This is a genomic window from Xanthomarina sp. (assembly GCF_035306605.1).
In the GTDB taxonomy this organism is placed as follows: domain Bacteria; phylum Bacteroidota; class Bacteroidia; order Flavobacteriales; family Flavobacteriaceae; genus Xanthomarina.
Map to the genome: position 1 here is coordinate 20,708 of NZ_DATGNR010000005.1, position 15,689 is coordinate 36,396.

Annotated in this window: 18 protein-coding genes; 4 read left to right on the forward strand and 14 right to left on the reverse strand. The window is 34.1% G+C overall.

Annotated features, from left to right (window positions below; all coding sequences use genetic code 11):
* Nucleotides 1-4 precede the first annotated feature (4 nt).
* Nucleotides 5-1,093 carry a M42 family metallopeptidase gene (locus VKY41_RS00740; protein WP_500812518.1) on the reverse strand — a complete coding sequence of 363 codons (1,089 nt, stop codon included), beginning with the start codon at nt 1,091-1,093 and terminating at the stop codon, nt 5-7.
* 148 nt (nt 1,094-1,241) lie between these two features.
* Between VKY41_RS00740 and VKY41_RS00745 the strand changes: the two genes are divergently transcribed.
* Together VKY41_RS00745 and trhA are read left to right on the forward strand one after the other, a co-directional pair.
* Complete coding sequence (locus VKY41_RS00745; protein ID WP_500812519.1) at nt 1,242-1,904, forward strand: DUF4294 domain-containing protein; 663 nt, start codon at nt 1,242-1,244, stop codon at nt 1,902-1,904.
* Nucleotides 1,892-2,536, forward strand: coding sequence for a PAQR family membrane homeostasis protein TrhA (gene trhA, locus VKY41_RS00750; protein WP_500812520.1), 645 nt, complete (start codon nt 1,892-1,894; stop codon nt 2,534-2,536). Before VKY41_RS00745 ends, trhA begins: the two co-directional genes overlap by 13 nt.
* Before the next feature lies 1 nt (nt 2,537).
* Here trhA and VKY41_RS00755 read toward each other — a convergent pair whose 3' ends face one another.
* The 4 genes from VKY41_RS00755 to VKY41_RS00770 form a co-directional block, all read right to left on the reverse strand.
* Nucleotides 2,538-3,080: a DUF4833 domain-containing protein gene (locus VKY41_RS00755; RefSeq protein ID WP_500812521.1), complete on the reverse strand. Its 543-nt coding sequence runs from the start codon at nt 3,078-3,080 to the stop codon at nt 2,538-2,540.
* A 69-nt stretch (nt 3,081-3,149) separates the two neighbouring features.
* Nucleotides 3,150-3,578 carry a DUF4268 domain-containing protein gene (locus tag VKY41_RS00760; protein ID WP_500812522.1) on the reverse strand — a complete coding sequence of 143 codons (429 nt, stop codon included), beginning with the start codon at nt 3,576-3,578 and terminating at the stop codon, nt 3,150-3,152.
* Between the two features lie 118 nt (nt 3,579-3,696).
* Nucleotides 3,697-4,371, reverse strand: coding sequence for a ZIP family metal transporter (locus tag VKY41_RS00765; protein WP_500812523.1), 675 nt, complete (start codon nt 4,369-4,371; stop codon nt 3,697-3,699).
* Between the two features lie 45 nt (nt 4,372-4,416).
* On the reverse strand, nt 4,417-5,148 hold the full coding sequence (locus VKY41_RS00770; RefSeq protein ID WP_500812535.1) for a class I SAM-dependent methyltransferase: 732 nt from the start codon (nt 5,146-5,148) through the stop codon (nt 4,417-4,419).
* A 207-nt stretch (nt 5,149-5,355) separates the two neighbouring features.
* Between VKY41_RS00770 and VKY41_RS00775 the strand changes: the two genes are divergently transcribed.
* On the forward strand, nt 5,356-6,513 hold the full coding sequence (locus VKY41_RS00775) for a THUMP domain-containing class I SAM-dependent RNA methyltransferase (protein ID WP_500812524.1): 1,158 nt from the start codon (nt 5,356-5,358) through the stop codon (nt 6,511-6,513).
* 124 nt (nt 6,514-6,637) lie between these two features.
* Here the strand turns inward: VKY41_RS00775 and VKY41_RS00780 are convergent, their stop codons facing one another.
* From VKY41_RS00780 to rlmD, 3 genes are read right to left on the reverse strand one after another with little or no spacing between them, the layout of a single operon-like run.
* Nucleotides 6,638-7,369 carry a DUF6048 family protein gene (locus tag VKY41_RS00780; RefSeq protein ID WP_500812525.1) on the reverse strand — a complete coding sequence of 244 codons (732 nt, stop codon included), beginning with the start codon at nt 7,367-7,369 and terminating at the stop codon, nt 6,638-6,640.
* Nucleotides 7,335-7,868 carry a DUF6452 family protein gene (locus VKY41_RS00785; protein WP_500812526.1) on the reverse strand — a complete coding sequence of 178 codons (534 nt, stop codon included), beginning with the start codon at nt 7,866-7,868 and terminating at the stop codon, nt 7,335-7,337. Before VKY41_RS00785 ends, VKY41_RS00780 begins: the two co-directional genes overlap by 35 nt.
* 18 nt (nt 7,869-7,886) lie before the next feature.
* A complete protein-coding gene (gene rlmD, locus VKY41_RS00790; RefSeq protein WP_500812527.1) occupies nt 7,887-9,296 on the reverse strand; it encodes a 23S rRNA (uracil(1939)-C(5))-methyltransferase RlmD in 1,410 nt (469 codons plus the stop codon).
* A 431-nt stretch (nt 9,297-9,727) separates the two neighbouring features.
* Between rlmD and rocD the strand changes: the two genes are divergently transcribed.
* Complete coding sequence (rocD, locus tag VKY41_RS00795) at nt 9,728-10,972, forward strand: ornithine--oxo-acid transaminase (protein ID WP_500812528.1); 1,245 nt, start codon at nt 9,728-9,730, stop codon at nt 10,970-10,972.
* A gap of 81 nt (nt 10,973-11,053) precedes the next feature.
* Here the strand turns inward: rocD and VKY41_RS00800 are convergent, their stop codons facing one another.
* The 6 genes from VKY41_RS00800 to VKY41_RS00825 all read right to left on the reverse strand — a co-directional run.
* Nucleotides 11,054-11,467, reverse strand: a complete 414-nt coding sequence (locus VKY41_RS00800) for a DUF2752 domain-containing protein (protein WP_500812529.1) — start codon at nt 11,465-11,467, stop codon at nt 11,054-11,056.
* Nucleotides 11,451-11,729 (reverse strand): CD225/dispanin family protein, encoded by a 279-nt coding sequence (locus VKY41_RS00805; RefSeq protein ID WP_500812530.1) that lies wholly within the window; start codon nt 11,727-11,729, stop codon nt 11,451-11,453. The genes VKY41_RS00800 and VKY41_RS00805 overlap by 17 nt, the downstream gene beginning before the upstream one ends.
* 6 nt (nt 11,730-11,735) lie before the next feature.
* Nucleotides 11,736-12,077 carry a CCC motif membrane protein gene (locus VKY41_RS00810; protein WP_500812531.1) on the reverse strand — a complete coding sequence of 114 codons (342 nt, stop codon included), beginning with the start codon at nt 12,075-12,077 and terminating at the stop codon, nt 11,736-11,738.
* Nucleotides 12,078-12,094: 17 nt separating this feature from the next.
* Entirely contained in the window at nt 12,095-12,379 is a 285-nt protein-coding gene (locus VKY41_RS00815) for a DUF2752 domain-containing protein (protein ID WP_500812532.1), read from the reverse strand.
* Between the two features lie 115 nt (nt 12,380-12,494).
* Nucleotides 12,495-14,339 (reverse strand): DUF8693 domain-containing protein, encoded by a 1,845-nt coding sequence (locus tag VKY41_RS00820; RefSeq protein WP_500812533.1) that lies wholly within the window; start codon nt 14,337-14,339, stop codon nt 12,495-12,497.
* A 47-nt stretch (nt 14,340-14,386) separates the two neighbouring features.
* A partial coding sequence (locus tag VKY41_RS00825; protein ID WP_500812534.1) for a phage tail-like protein occupies nt 14,387-15,689 on the reverse strand: 1,303 nt, incomplete at its 5' end.

Here is a 15,689-nt window from a genome sequence, read left to right on the forward strand (position 1 = left end):
TGGATTATTTAAAATATGAAAACGTTTCGCCGTCTTCAATTTTAAGAAGTGTTTCGTAAATAAGTTTAATGACGTTTTCAACATCTTCTCTATGAACCATTTCTACGGTGGTATGCATATATCGAAGCGGTAACGATATGAGTGCAGAGGCTACACCACCATTGCTATATGCAAAAGCATCTGTATCCGTTCCTGTAGCTCTAGAAAGTGCTGAACGTTGGAATGGTATTTTCTTTTCCTCGGCAGTTTCTGTTATTAAATCTCTTAATTTTTGTTGCACCGCTGGAGCATAAGCAATAACAGGACCTAAACCTAGCTCTAAATGACCTTCTTTTTTCATTTCAATCATAGGAGTTGTAGTGTCGTGAGTTACATCGGTTACAATAGCCACATTTGGTTTTATGGTTTGGGTAATCATTTCGGCGCCACGTAAACCAATTTCTTCTTGTACAGAGTTGGTAATATATAACCCAAAAGGTAGCGTCTTTTTATTTTCCTTAAGTAATCGTGCTACTTCAGCAATCATAAAACCACCCATTCTATTGTCTAATGCGCGACAAACAAATTTGTCTCCGTTCAATACATGAAATTCATCTGGGTAGGTAATCACGCAACCTACATGGATTCCCATTTTTTCTACTTCAGCCTTATCCTTAGCTCCAACATCAATAGAAATATTATCTGGTTTCGGAGATTCTTCCTTAGCCTTATCTCTAGTATGGATTGCTGGCCATCCAAAAACACCTTTTACAATACCATTTTTGGTGTGAATGTTTACAATTTTACTTGTAGCTATCTGGTGGTCACTTCCTCCATTTCTTATCACATAAATCAACCCGTTGTCGGTAATGTAGTTTACATACCACGAAATTTCGTCTGCATGCCCTTCAATAACAACTTTGTATTTAGCTTTCGGATTAATAACTCCAACAGCCGTTCCATAAGTGTCAGTAATAAATTCATCCACATAAGGTTCTAGATATTTCATCCAGATTTTTTGCCCTTCCCACTCGTATCCGGTAGGCGATGCATTATTTAAATATGATTCTAAAAAATCTAACGATTTTTTGTTTAAAATACTCTTTTTTGCCATGTTAAATTATTTTGCACTAAAATAATAATATTAATAGTATTTTAAGGTTAATGCTTTGGTAAATTATTAATTTTACCCATGTATTTGGAATGATTTTAGATTTATTAAGTGGAATAAATTTTGATGTCCATTTATACGGAATATGAATATGAAAAAACTAGTTTACCTACTTCTTTGTTTACCTCTTTTTGCCCAAAGTCAAATAGATTCACTTGAAACGGATGATTCCGATGTGGAGTATATTTTTTTTGAAGGAGATTCCATACCGCATACGGCTATTAATTTAAATGAGGTGTTGCTGTTACATAAGCTTAAGTTTGATAGTAACGAAGACCGAAAACGCTACCTTATTTTAAGAAGAAAAACCATCAAAGTCTATCCTTATGCTAAATTGGCAGCTGAACGTTTAGAGTCATTAAACGAACGCATGGCTTCCATTAAAAAGAAAAGAGAGCAGAAAAAATATGCTAAAATTATTCAAAATTATATTGAAGATGAATTTGCTGAAGAATTGAAAAAACTAACAAGAACTGAAGGACAGATTCTTGTAAAATTGATATACAGGCAAACCGGGGAAACTACTTTCGATTTAATAAAAAGACTGCGAAGTGGCTGGCGTGCATTTTGGTTTAACAGTACGGCAAACTTATTTAATATTTCCTTGAAAGAAGCGTACGATCCAGAGCACGTTAAAGAAGATTATTTGATAGAGGATATTTTGCAACGTAATTTCCAAAGTGGTAAATTAGAGCGACAAGATGCTGCCATAAAATTTGATTTTTTAGAGTTAACTGAAAAATGGCTGAAATAAAAACTACAAATACACAAACTTTAATTGAAGAACGCCTAAATGCCTTAACTCATGGATTGGGTGCTTTATTGGGTATAGCTGCTTTGGTTTTATTAGTTGTTTTTAATACCAATAAAACGGAATGGAGTTTGTTCAGTGTCGTGGTTTACGGGCTTTCTATTATCATCTTATTTAGTTCCTCCACCTTATACCATTCTGTTCAGGCTAAAAAGCAAAAGCATTACTTTAGAATTATAGACCATATTAGTATTTATCTCCTAATAGCAGGAACCTACACGCCTGTAGCTTTAATTGCCTTAGAACAAAGCAAGGGCTGGCCCATTTTTTGGGTGGTTTGGGGAATTGCCCTTCTTGGCTTAGTATTAAAACTGTTTTTTACGGGTAGATTTGAAGTGTTTTCAGTGTTATTATATTTAATAATGGGGTGGTTAATTGTTATCGACTTTTCTAACCTTGCAGACTATATAGGAAGTAAGGGAACGCTGTTGCTTTTTTCTGGAGGCTTGTTTTATACCATTGGAATTGTTTTTTATGCCATCCATAAAATACCATTTAACCATGTAATTTGGCACTTGTTTGTTCTAGGTGGGGCTATTAGCCATTTTCTACTGGTATTTTTTTATGTGATATAATTTAATGGTCTAAAAAATATTTTTCAGTGACCTTCTTTTCAGAAAAAAAGTCTTTTCCTTCAAATAAAATATAATCTGCTTCTGGATGAATTATAGAAACCGAGTTTTTTAATTGAATAAAAATCCTATCTAAAAACATTTTCCGGTTATTTATAGTGATATAAACTTTAGGCTTTAAGTGATCATCTAGGGTAAGGTAAAAAGGAGCTTTAACGTTGGCTGCTAAATTCAATTTAAAAAGGGTGGGTGATAGGTAGGTTGAAGTGAAACCATAGGCTTTACGCTTTTGAATGACTGTTAAGGGTTTAATTACACCGCCTTCAGTATAAACAATCCGATATTCGTTTACAGGTTCCTCTTTATCAATTAATTGGTTTTTAATATTGGCATCATAGACGTAGGTGTTGTGATTGTTGCTATGTTGAATATAAAAAAGCCGGGTAGGGGTTTCCTTAGGAATGGGATAGTTTTCTTGACCTTGAACAACTGTTGCTAAAGAGAAAATAAAAAGGGTATATAGTATGTTTATGAGTAATCTTCCCATATTTAAAGATAAGAAATTTATTGAATTAAATTTTTCAATAAACTTATTTATTTAATAAGCGTAGAAGGCCTAGGCTTTAATAATATCTTGATACGCTTCAAAAAAATCTTCAAACTTGCCCATTTTCTCATTGAAGAATTCCATAACAACACGCCAAGATTTTTTATTATGGATGGATACAGAGGCATCTAAAGGAACATAGATTCTTGAAATCTCCTTTCCGTTTTCTAAATAGTATTCTTCTTCAAAAATGGCCTCAGGTAAAAACTCATCTAATAAAATAGATTTTAAAGCCATAAGTTTGCCCCAATGGTTGATGCGTTCTTCTAATTCATCCTCAAGATCTAGTGCTACTAAGGCTTTCTTAGTATCAAAATGAAATTTAAAGCTAAAACCCTTTATTTTGGTATCGTATAAGGTCCATTTTCTAGGAAATGACTTTCCAAAACTGGTCCAAAATTCTTGTTTTAATAATCTAGATTCTTCTTTACTGAACATGTTTCTAAATAAATAAGAGGTAAATGATAAGAGAAAAATATGTTAATATGGCCTGATCTAAAGTACGAATTATTTATTCAATATCTAACGACTGGTTATTTTAGAAAGTCTTTAATTTCTATATCATATAGGCTATGGCAACCCCAAAAAATATGGCTAATAACTTAGATAGGTTAAATTTATGGCCTTCGCTGCTTTCAAATAAAATAACGGTGGAAATATGAAAAAAGATACCAATAACAATGGCGTTTATTAAATAAATATAATCCTCAGATATGGACGAGCTATTGGATACAAAGGTTCCAAGGGGCGTCATAGCCGCAAAGAAAATTAAAAACCCAGCAACTTGCATTTTACTGTATTGCGACTGCACCAAAAAACTAGTAATTAATGTAGCAATAGGGATTTTATGTATTAAAACTCCATAAACCATGTCGTTGTGTTGGTGGATAGGAAAGCCTTCTAAAAAACTATGAATACATAAACTAATAAATAGCAGCCATGGAAACTGTGTGCTGTCTTTATGAATATGAATGTGTCCATGTTCAGCACCTTTAGAGAAAAACTCTAAAACAATTTGCAATAAGATACCAAACATGATAAACAAGCCCGTTTTTTTAGCTTCTACATGATGGTATACTTCTGGAAGTAAATCAAAAAGAGTTAAAGCCAATAAAAACGCACCACTAAAAGAGAGTAGGAGCCTAGTAAACAGACTGCGCTTTTGTTTTACAACCAAAACAATTAGAGCCCCGATAAGGACAGCTAATACGGGTAACAGGTATTTATTCATATGTTTACTACTAAGTAATGCAAGTATCGTAATATCAGTAACGGTTTACTTAAAAACCATAATTAAGCGCTCTGATGTGTTTTTATGAAATTTATGCAGTTTATAATCGCCAAAAATATCCAATAAATAAACACCCGCCTGTTCAAAGAGCTCTTCAAAATCTTTTAAGCTAAAGGCTTTCACACGTTCCTGAAAATGGAAGCTCTCACCTTTATCCTCAAAAGAAATGTCTTTAAATAAATAACCATCTTTAACATAGCGTTTTTGATAAAAATCAATACCATCCACCGTTTTAATGTCCTCAGGCACCAAATTATTTAGTACAAAGTCGATATTCATAAAGTCAATTACGCCAAAACCATAATCGGTTAAATCGGCTTGAATGGCTTTAATGGTTCTTAAATTATCAACATCTTTTTCAAAATAACCAAAACTGGTAAATAAATTAAAAACGGCATCAAATTTCTTGTTGTACGGCTCGCACATGTCATGAACTTCAAAATGCAAGTTCTCCTTTTCATACTGTTTGGCGTAGGCGATACTATTTTCAGATAAATCCACCCCCGTAACATCGTAGCCTAAAGAGCTTAAATAAATGGAATGTCTCCCTTTACCACAGGCCAAATCAAGAATTTTTCCATCTTCTGGTAGGTTCAGGTAATTAACAAGATTGTCCATGAACTCTTGTGCTTCTTCATGGTCTCTGTCTTTATATAAAATATGGTAGTAAGGCGTGTCAAACCACGAAGCATACCACTGTGTTGTTTTTTTTGTCATAGGTACTTCCGCACGAAAGCCGGAATCTTTTTTGTTTGGGGGTTGCTTTACTACGTTCTCACTTCGTAAAGCCGGGCTTTCGCAAGTCACTTTTTTATTTTAAAAATAATAAAATAAAAAGAGCTCCAACAATTGCTCAATCCCTAACCCAATTTATTAAAGTTGCCACAAAAATACTGTATTTTTGCAATCTATTTAATATCTGTTATGGAGAATAATTTTAAAATGGTTGCCAAAACCTTATTTGGCTTTGAAGAATTACTAGCAAAAGAACTTACTCAACTTGGGGCCCAAGATGTTAAAATTGGCGTACGTAACGTTAGTTTTGTTGGAGATAAAGGGTTTATGTATAAAGCAAATTTAGCTTTGCGTACAGCTATAAAAATTTTAAAGCCTATTGAAACTTTTAAAGTACGTAACGAAAAAGATTTATACGATAAAATTTACAACATGCCTTGGGAGCACTATGTAAAACCGTCTGGAACCATAGCTGTAGACGCGACCATAAATTCAGATGTGTTTACGCATTCACTTTATATAGCCCAAAAAACTAAGGATGCCGTTGTAGATAAATTTCGCGATACTACAGGCGAAAGACCTAATGTAGACTTAAAATTCCCAGATTTAAAAATCAATGTGCATATTGATAGAGAGGTTTGTAATATTTCATTGGACTCATCGGGAGATTCCCTACATAAACGGGGATATAAAACAGCCACGAATATTGCTCCAATAAATGAAGTTTTAGCCGCAGGTATGGTGATGCTTTCTGGTTGGGACGGACAATCCGATTTTATGGACCCGATGTGTGGAAGTGGAACCATTTTAGCCGAAGCTGCTATGATTGCTTGTAACATTCCCCCTAATTTAATGAGAAAAGAGTTTGCTTTCGAGCGTTGGGCAGATTGGGATGTGGATTTGTTCGAGAAAATTGAAGAATCTCTTTTAAGTAAAACAAGAGATTTTCACCATAAAATTATTGGCTATGATAAATCGCCTTCAGCCGTTACAAAAGCGAAGGAAAATATTAAAAATGCCCATCTAGATGAGTTTGTAAGCATTCAACACGAAGATTTTTTTAAGACCCAGAAGGGTGGAAGCAACAAGCTTCACATGGTCTTTAATCCACCTTATGGCGAGCGTTTAGATATTGATATGGAAGAATTCTATAAAAATATTGGCGACACTCTTAAACAAGGATACCCAGGAACGGATGCCTGGTTTATTACTTCAAATTTAGACGCCCTTAAACATGTTGGTTTACGTCCTTCAAGAAAAATACATTTAGTAAATGCTAAGTTAGAAGCTAGATTTGTTAAGTATGTAATGTACGAAGGAAGTAAGAAGGCAAAGTTTAACAATTAGTAATTGGACTCCGTTCTCAGTCTTGGAAATAATTTGATTTCAATAACATTCCATTTCTGAATAGAACGGAGTGATTTCAGCCAAAATCATTAATAAATCAAACGGTAACTGAAGTTGCTCGTTTCTATTTATCTTTCTTATAAAAAGGAATTAAATAAGAAATGGTGTAGCCATAACCAAATCCAAAACCACCACTATCATAGGTTTTTTGAAAGCCAGGAATGTAAATGTTTTCAAAGTTATCTGGTTGGTCTTCGGTAATTTTATATTTGAATTGCGCGTTTAAGCCAAGGTATAAATTGTTTAATACTTCTACTTTTAATCCAACAATAAACTCGCCCCATATAGCTGAAAGTCCACCGTATTTTACACTTTCTTCTGAAGTATATTGAGGGGTCCAATATGGATCTTGTGAATATACCTTATAGCTGTTTAAGTTTTGGCTAAATGTACTTACACCAACACGTAATCCCCCATAAATCATATTTTCCATACCATACCAGTTTTCATAAGCATTGTAATCTGCTCCAGCTTTAAAATAGCTCCCTTGGGTAGTTACGTTAATATAATCGTTAATGGTTGTTTTTTCCTCGGTTCCAATTTCTCCAGCTAAATACCATCTTCTAGTAAGTCTGTAGTCCCCATTTATCTCGAAGCCTTTATATTCATCGTCTAAAAAGGATCGAATAAGTTTCCCTAAATCGCCACCTAAGCGTAGACCGTAACTTTCCTTGAATTTTAAAGTATCGGTTTTTTTTATGGATAGACTATCATTTTGAGCGTAGGAAGTGGCACCAAAAAACAGACATATAAAAAGTGGACTAATGATATATTTTATAATGGATGTCTGTTTCATGTTCTACGGTTTGATTGTCGTTTTCTGCTTGTAATAATTTTATCCATGTATTGCCATCGTCTTCTAGGGTAATGACAACGTTTTCAAATATGGTTTTATAGCCACAAGCACGTGATACAAATACGTCTTTTCTAATATAGCTAACAGTAATGGTATCTGGATTTCCCAATACATTTTCGTTTGCGTCTAGGCCATATCCTTGATGGAGCACGTATTGTGTACTGTTTTCTGTTGTTTTTAAAGGTAAATAAACTTCTGAAGCATTTTTACTACCATCAAAACCTGTTAGGACTTTAGAATCTGGATGTCCAACACCTGTAATACGTAATTTACTTACATTTTTAGGGCTGTTATCACTTGGTAAATTGTTGTCGTAAAACACCACATGCATCCTTGGGGTTGTTTCAGTAGTTGCCGAGCAGATATCGTCTTTTTCGCAACTAAAAAAAGTGGCAACGAAAACGAGTGATGGAATTATAAAATATTTAAATTTTTTCATTCAGAAGTTTATTAACGATTATCGTCTTTCCAAAAGTACAACATTTTCTACGTGATGCGTTTGTGGAAACATATCTACAGGTCTCACTTTGGTTATTTTATAAGCTTCTTTCATTAAAGCTAAATCCCTAGCTTGTGTTGCGCTATTACAGCTAACATAAACTACTTTTTTAGGAGCGATATTTAATATTTGTTGTACCACATCTTTATGCATACCATCTCGTGGAGGGTCGGTAATAATAACATCAGGATGTCCGTGAGTGTTAATAAATGTGTCGTTAAAAACATGTTTCATATCGCCCACAAAGAACTCAACGTTTTCAATACCATTTAATTGGGCATTTTGTTTAGCCGCAGTTATGGCATCTGGAACCGCTTCAACACCTATTACTTTTTTAGCCTTTTTAGCCACAAATTGAGCGATAGTTCCTGTACCGGTATATAAATCGTAAACTAATTCGTTTCCAGTTAAACCAGCGTATTCTCTAGTTATTTTATATAACTCATAAGCTTGATCCGAATTGGTTTGATAGAATGATTTGGCGTTAATTTTAAACTTCAAACCTTCCATGTCTTCAAAAATATGATCTTGTCCTTTATAGCAAAAGACCTCTTGATCATAAATGGTGTCGTTTGCTTTTTCGTTGATTACGTAAAGTAATGATGTTATTTCAGGAAATGTTTGGGCTATATAATCTAATAATAATTCTCTTTTTACTTGATCTTCTTTAAAAAACTGAATAAGCACCATGATATCGCCCGTAGATGAGGTTCTAATCATTAAGGTACGTAGTAAGCCCGTTTGGTTTCTGGTATTAAAAAACTCTAAATCATTTTTTATAGCGAAGTCCTTCACGGCATTTCTAATAGCATTTGAAGGGTCTGCCTGTAAATGACATTTATTTAAATCTAGAATTTTGTCCCACATACCCGGGATATGAAATCCTAAAGCATTTTTATCACCTAAATCTTTGTCCGACTGAATTTCTTCAAGGGTTAACCATCGGCTATCACTAAAAGAAAATTCCATTTTATTTCGGTAGAAATATTGATTTTTAGAGCCTAAAATAGGAGTTACTTCTGGCAATTCTAAATGTCCTAGACGCCTTAAGTTATTCTCAACTTCTTTTTGTTTGTAAAACAATTGATGTTCATAGCCCATATCTTGCCACTTACAACCACCGCAAACACCAAAATGCTCGCAAACAGGCGTGGTACGTTTTTCAGAAAGTTTATGGAAAACAATGGCTTTCCCTTCATAAAACGATTTCCGCTTTTTAAAGGTTTGCACATCAACCACATCGCCAGGAACAGCATTTGGTAAAAAGATCACTTTGCCATCGGCGGCTTTCGCTATGGTTTTACCCTTAGCACCAGCATCTACAACTTCTACGTTTGTAAATATTTGTTTTTTATTTTTTCTAGACATGTTGCAAAAGTAATGAAACGATTTACGATTTGCGAGTTATGATTTACGATTTTTTACATAGAGACTTTTGAAAGGTTGCATACCACTGGTTTTATATCCAATATTCTACCGTTTTATCGTGGATAATACTTTAAATTCGGATAGTATATATCTTAATTATCAGTCACTTATTACTCTGTGTTAAACTATTTAATAATCCAATATACTTGTTATCCGTTTGTAAAAGGTAGAATCCTTACTTGATTTGGTTTTTTGGGTCCTTTTACATTCAAAAATGGTATTTACTAGGTGTAATTTAAGATAGCAGGTTAAAATCAAATCATAAAAAATTTTATATAGCCCTAGATATTTAGTAATTTTACAACTTCAAATTATGGATGATTTCTTTCCAAAAACAGGAATAGTAATTATTAAATTAAAAAATACACAAAATGGCTGTTTTAGACCAATTAACATCACAACAAGCAATTGATTTAGAAAATAAATACGGAGCACACAATTACCATCCACTTCCAGTAGTATTGAGTAGAGGAGAAGGAGTTTATGTTTGGGACGTAGAAGGAAAAAAATATTACGATTTCCTTTCGGCATACTCTGCTGTAAACCAAGGTCATTGCCATCCAAAAATTGTTGGAGCAATGGTAAATCAAGCGCAAACATTAACCTTAACTTCTAGAGCATTTTTTAATGATGTTCTTGGAAGATATGAGAAATTTGCTTGCGAATTTTTTGGTTTCGACAAATTATTACCAATGAACACAGGAGCTGAAGCTGTAGAAACGGCTTTAAAAATCTGTAGAAAATGGGCTTACGAAGTAAAAGGAATTGATGAAAATGAAGCTGAAATAGTAGTTTGTGAGAATAATTTCCACGGTAGAACAACAACCATCATTTCTTTTTCTAACGACCCGGTTGCTAGAAAGAATTTTGGACCTTATACCAAAGGATTTATAAAAATTGAATACGATAATTTAGATGCTCTAGAGGCCGAATTAAAAAGCAATCCAAACATAGCAGGATTTTTAGCTGAACCAATTCAAGGTGAAGCTGGAGTTTATGTGCCAAGCGAAGGTTATTTGTCTAAAGCAAAAGCCTTATGCGAAAAGTATAATGTGCTGTTTATTGCCGATGAGGTTCAAACAGGAATTGCTAGAACTGGAAAAATATTGGCAGTCGATCATGAAAATGTAAAACCAGATCTTTTAATTCTTGGTAAAGCATTAAGTGGTGGTGCGTATCCGGTTTCTGCGGTTTTAGCCAACGATAACATTATGAATGTTATTAAGCCTGGAAACCATGGTTCTACTTTTGGAGGAAACCCAATTGCCGCTGCGGTAGCTATTGCTGCTTTAGAAGTGGTAAGAGATGAAAATCTAGCTGAAAATGCTGAGAAATTAGGGAAACTTTTTAGAAGTGAATTAAATAAATACATCGAAACTAGCGCTTTAGTATCTCTAGTGAGAGGAAAAGGACTGTTAAACGCCATTGTTATTAACGATGATGAAGAAAGTGACACAGCATGGAATATCTGCCTAGCGTTACGCGATAATGGGTTATTAGCGAAACCAACTCACGGTAACATCATACGTTTTGCTCCACCTTTAGTAATGACAGAAGAGCAGCTATTGGATTGTGTTTCTATTATTGTTAAGACCTTAAAGCAATTCGAAAAATAAGTTGAAAAAAGAATGAGACCTGTAATAGGGTTCAAATAAATAAAAAGGAGCAATTACATTATTATAATGGTTGCTCTTTTTTTATGGAGCTAATAGAATAAATGGATAATAAGGAATGTTTCGAAACACCCAAAATAGGACAACAACTACTAATATAAGTTGTGTACTTATTGGTTTGTGAAGCAGGTTTTTAATGGTTTTGTTAAAATATACTTCAGAAATAAACACATAAAGTTGATAACTTAACACAATAGCCAATAGGCCAATTAAATAATTGTGTTTTAATCCTATAAATAGTTTGCCGTGTAGTAATTGATGAATAGCTCTTTGCGAACCACAACCAGGGCAATACAAATTAGTTGCACTATAAAACAAGCATTTAGGAAAAATAATACTATCAGCTGGGTTCCAAAAATAGAACAAGCTAATAATACAAACTACAGCAAGTAGTGTTAGAACAAACAGAATGGTTTTATACTTAGTAACTACCTTCACTTAGCAAAGCTCCAAATAAGGCAAGTCCAAATATAAGTATATATATCAGCCAACCTAAAAGTCCTACAGCTATAGAAACTAATCCCCAAGTTTTTGCATTTTTTGAAGCACTTAGTGCTTGATCAAAGTTGCCATCCTCATAAAGGCTATTCACTTTTGTAGCGTAAACAATACTTACTATTCCGAAAGGAAGGCAGCACAAAATAGTACTAATAATAGCTAAAGCTAGATAACTGTTTGGCCTAGGTGTTTTGGTTTCCATGAATTATTAGACTTGTTGCATTTGTTGAAACTCCTCAATCTTTTCTTTAAGCATTTCTGGATCTTGAAGGACTTCCCAACCAATCATACTAATAATCCAAAAAATGTATGCTAAGAAAACAATATTTAGTATAACACCAACAATAGCTAAAATTTTTCCCGTTTTTACGTTGTTGTATCCAGTGTACAACTCTGGATCTTGTGCATAAATTTTTGTGGCTTTGTTTGCTAATACTAAGGCAACAACTCCTAGAGGCAACCCTAAAATACCATAACAGCAGCAGGTGATTATTGATAAAATTCCTAGAACTAATATAAGTGTAGAGTTTTGTAAGGGCTGTTTTTCCATAAGTGAAACTGTCTTTGTTAGTGGGTTATTTTGTAAATATAGCTAATAACAATAATAAGGACATTTAAAAAAATGAGTCCCATTTTTAGTTGGTAAGCATGTTTAAATTTAAAGTAAAAATTTAAGATAATAAATAGGCCTAGAATCAAGAGTGTGTAGATAGCAGGATACATTTTAAAGGCTGCCGTAAAATGGCCCTGAAACAACAAACTAAAAGATCTTTGAAAACCACAGCCTAAACAGTCAACTCCAAAAAGTTGCTTGTTTAGGCAGGGTAACATAAAATCTTCTATGGAAGACATGATTATATCTTTAGTAATTACAAGGTTTAAAGATATAAAAATAAACAGGTAATTTGTAATAAAGTTTAAATTCGATGCTTAATTAATATAGCAACTCAACGACTAAAACAGCATTCTACTTATTCGAAACGACCACCTTTTTACTAATCACTTGGTTGTTTGTAAAGGTAACACTAGCTATATAAACCCCTTGACTTAAATTTTTGGTCGAAAAGCTATAGTTAGCTTCTTTATTTAGGTTTCTTTCGTTAAAGATTTGCTTTCCAGAAACCTCGTAAAGTCGTACTTGCTTAATGTCTAAAAGTTTTGGGTTTGCAATGTTTAATTGAGCTAATTGATTGTTTTGATAGATGTTTAAGTCATCGATAGTAACTACTTGATCGATGTTTAAAGCATCGGCTGTAAAGGTGATTTCAAAACGATCTGTATAAGTACCTTGCGGTAAATTGATTTCGTAATTGTTTTCTCTTAAGTTGACATAAACGCCATTTTGGATGTCGTGGATAAAAATGGGTTGGTCTTCATCGAAGTTTTGAACGTCGAAGATTCTGAAACGAAACGGTTGATTTTGATTAATATCTATTACCATAGGTATCCTTAAACCTACATCAAAACTAAAAGCTTGAGCATTGTATGCTTTAGTTCCTTGAGGCCAAAAAGCATCAGATTCTAATGCCTCAGGACTTAATGTTTCTAAACCATAATCCTCTCCTGGGGTTGCTGTATGATGAAAATTTAAAAGCAATTGTCTGGTATAGGTTTCATTAAAATCTAAGTTTAATCTAAAACGTTTATAATCTTCTGGCACAATAAATAAGCCATCTTCTGTATAACTTGCACTTTCGTCAAAGTTTGAAGAGCCTGAAGTTGTTCTAAAAAATTCACTATTTCCATCCGATTCTTTTTGAAACGAGCGCATACTGTTTGTAAACTCAACAGTTCCACCAGTACCGTTTCCTCTTATCATAAAACCTTGTCCAATGGGTATATAGCGTCTTACGAATTTTCCTGTACTATTTCCACCAGTTGTATTTAAAGTTCCATCTGGGTTATATGAATCGAATGTGGCTGGTGTGTATGTTTCTGTTCCTCCACCTGCGTCAATTGTATAAGTAGCATAACCTCCGCGATAATTAGTTAACACATGAGAAGTAGAGCCTGCTAAGTCTTGCTCCCAGAAAGAAAGTGTACCAGTTCCTTCTAAAACAGCTTGATTATTTGCAGTTGAACCATGCAGAAATTCTACAGTGTCTATAGCCGAAGGATAGGGATTACCAACTAAAGTTTCTAAATTAGCATTTACATGAACACCTATTGTGCCATTATTTGGTCTCCCTCTAAAATCGTATTTTTGCGAAGCACTCGGATTTCCTTTCATGGTAAAACCATAACCAGGTTCTAGTGTTCCATTTCTATTTCCACCAACAGGAATAGAACCACCACCTAAACCAATCCAATCTTGGTACTCGTTAGGAGCAGGAGTGATTCCTGTAAACCTATATAACCAATATTCAGAAATTTCTGTTGTTGTGCCATCGTATCCAGTAGTATAGCCAAAAAGTGAGCTGGTAATTGGTCCGGGATCTTCATAATAAAAATTATTACTCGGCATAAAATCTGTATTTCCAGCAGCTACTGTATTTTGACCAACAGGTGAACACCAATAATTATACATATAGGTATTAGAGGTGCCTGTTTGGTAAACACTTAATCTGCCAGTTCCAGAGTTATTAGCTGTTGGATTGTTTTGAATTAATTGCGCTTCGTTTCTAAGATATAAGTTACCATCTCCCACCAAATTAATACCATTGGTAACATATAAAGAGGCATTTGTACCACTAGTAAAAGCAGCGCCATCCACATATACATATACATTTGCGTTATCACTGATGTATAAATCGGTTTGGGCAAATGCTATATGACATAAAGTAAGGAAGACTGTTGTAGATAAATATTTCATAGAGACCTGATTTAAATTGAGTTTTTCATTAATAAATATATATGTTATTATTCCTGTTCACTTAAATTAGGTTCAATGTTTTTTCTTAAAGAATTATTATTATTATTCTTTATTTTTGTTTTCTTTACTTCCATAGGTCCAGGAGCTGGTTTAAACCTCCAACCAAATTCTGATGTTTTAATATCTCCACTAGAAAGTTGTCTATCTTCATCTGCTCTTGTAGCAGTAATAGACCAAGAAAAAGAAACATTAGAATTGCCTCCTTGTAATTCTTTAACATCGAAACCATTAGCAGATTTATTTGTTACAAACACACCATTACAATCTCCTTCTAATTGAACAAATACTTTCATTGGATGTTCTGTGTCAACACGAATATTTTTAGTAAAATTTGGATCAATATTAATTCTTGCTGAACCATTTACTAATTGACCAATACCATAATCTTGAAATAAAACTTCTGGAGATTCTGGACATGCCATTGTTAATAATTGATTATCTGTACCTTTTACAATAGTGCTAACAATTCCAGAACCAAGTATTTTGTAATCTGTCCAACCAAGGAAATTCTCCCAACCTCCAACGTAAGCATAGGAGCCATCATTTACAAAATAACCTCCGAAAGCTGTCGATGTTGTGCTATTAGAAACTCCATATACTCCGGTAGTTAATCCTTCACCTGCAACACCAGAACCATTAACTAAAATAGAATAAGCGCCATCTGTTAAATCACTTGTACCTGCAACACCCGTTCCAGTTAATGTAAATGAACCCCCTACAGCACCTGTATTATTTGTAGAAAGACTTTGTATACCATCTGCATTTGTACTAGACGCAAAAAGGCCTAGTCCGCTAGTACTTACAGCATTAACACCATCTCCAGAAGTGGCTTCTCCAAAAACTCCAACCCCAGTTGTGGCGCTTCCTACTGTTGCAATTCCAGAAGAAGCTTGTCCATATATTCCAAATCCATTTGTAGCATATCCATTTACAGCAGAACCACTAGTTGTCCAAGTGCTAAATTGATCTCCCGCAAAGGCATTTGCAGCACCTCTATTTATTGTTATAAGTCCATTATTCTGGACACGCATTCTATTTATGTTGTTTGTTCTAATATTTAGGGACATATCATTTGTAGTACCCAAAAAATTAGCTGTAGTAATAGCATTACCTGTTAATGCCCAATCTACACCACCATTTCCAATTGGGATCCATCTTGTTCCATTCCAGTAATGGTAACCCACTCCAATTCCAGCACCTGTAAAAGTATTCCACACTAAAAGACCAGTAGTGGGTGCAGTTACAGGAGCTGCAGTTCCTAGATTGTTGATAGAAACACGAGGAACTAAA

Bases quoted from the DNA above. Each gene is read 5' to 3' on its own strand.
- VKY41_RS00740 (WP_500812518.1), bottom strand. From the start codon at position 1,093: ATGGCAAAAAAGAGTATTTTAAACAAAAAATCGTTAGATTTTTTAGAA.
- VKY41_RS00745 (WP_500812519.1), top strand. From the start codon at position 1,242: ATGAAAAAACTAGTTTACCTACTTCTTTGTTTACCTCTTTTTGCCCAA.
- trhA (WP_500812520.1), top strand. From the start codon at position 1,892: ATGGCTGAAATAAAAACTACAAATACACAAACTTTAATTGAAGAACGC.
- VKY41_RS00755 (WP_500812521.1), bottom strand. From the start codon at position 3,080: ATGGGAAGATTACTCATAAACATACTATATACCCTTTTTATTTTCTCT.
- VKY41_RS00760 (WP_500812522.1), bottom strand. From the start codon at position 3,578: ATGTTCAGTAAAGAAGAATCTAGATTATTAAAACAAGAATTTTGGACC.
- VKY41_RS00765 (WP_500812523.1), bottom strand. From the start codon at position 4,371: ATGAATAAATACCTGTTACCCGTATTAGCTGTCCTTATCGGGGCTCTA.
- VKY41_RS00770 (WP_500812535.1), bottom strand. From the start codon at position 5,148: ATGACAAAAAAAACAACACAGTGGTATGCTTCGTGGTTTGACACGCCT.
- VKY41_RS00775 (WP_500812524.1), top strand. From the start codon at position 5,356: ATGGAGAATAATTTTAAAATGGTTGCCAAAACCTTATTTGGCTTTGAA.
- VKY41_RS00780 (WP_500812525.1), bottom strand. From the start codon at position 7,369: ATGAAACAGACATCCATTATAAAATATATCATTAGTCCACTTTTTATA.
- VKY41_RS00785 (WP_500812526.1), bottom strand. From the start codon at position 7,868: ATGAAAAAATTTAAATATTTTATAATTCCATCACTCGTTTTCGTTGCC.
- rlmD (WP_500812527.1), bottom strand. From the start codon at position 9,296: ATGTCTAGAAAAAATAAAAAACAAATATTTACAAACGTAGAAGTTGTA.
- rocD (WP_500812528.1), top strand. From the start codon at position 9,728: ATGGCTGTTTTAGACCAATTAACATCACAACAAGCAATTGATTTAGAA.
- VKY41_RS00805 (WP_500812530.1), bottom strand. From the start codon at position 11,729: ATGGAAACCAAAACACCTAGGCCAAACAGTTATCTAGCTTTAGCTATT.
- VKY41_RS00810 (WP_500812531.1), bottom strand. From the start codon at position 12,077: ATGGAAAAACAGCCCTTACAAAACTCTACACTTATATTAGTTCTAGGA.
- VKY41_RS00815 (WP_500812532.1), bottom strand. From the start codon at position 12,379: ATGTCTTCCATAGAAGATTTTATGTTACCCTGCCTAAACAAGCAACTT.
- VKY41_RS00820 (WP_500812533.1), bottom strand. From the start codon at position 14,339: ATGAAATATTTATCTACAACAGTCTTCCTTACTTTATGTCATATAGCA.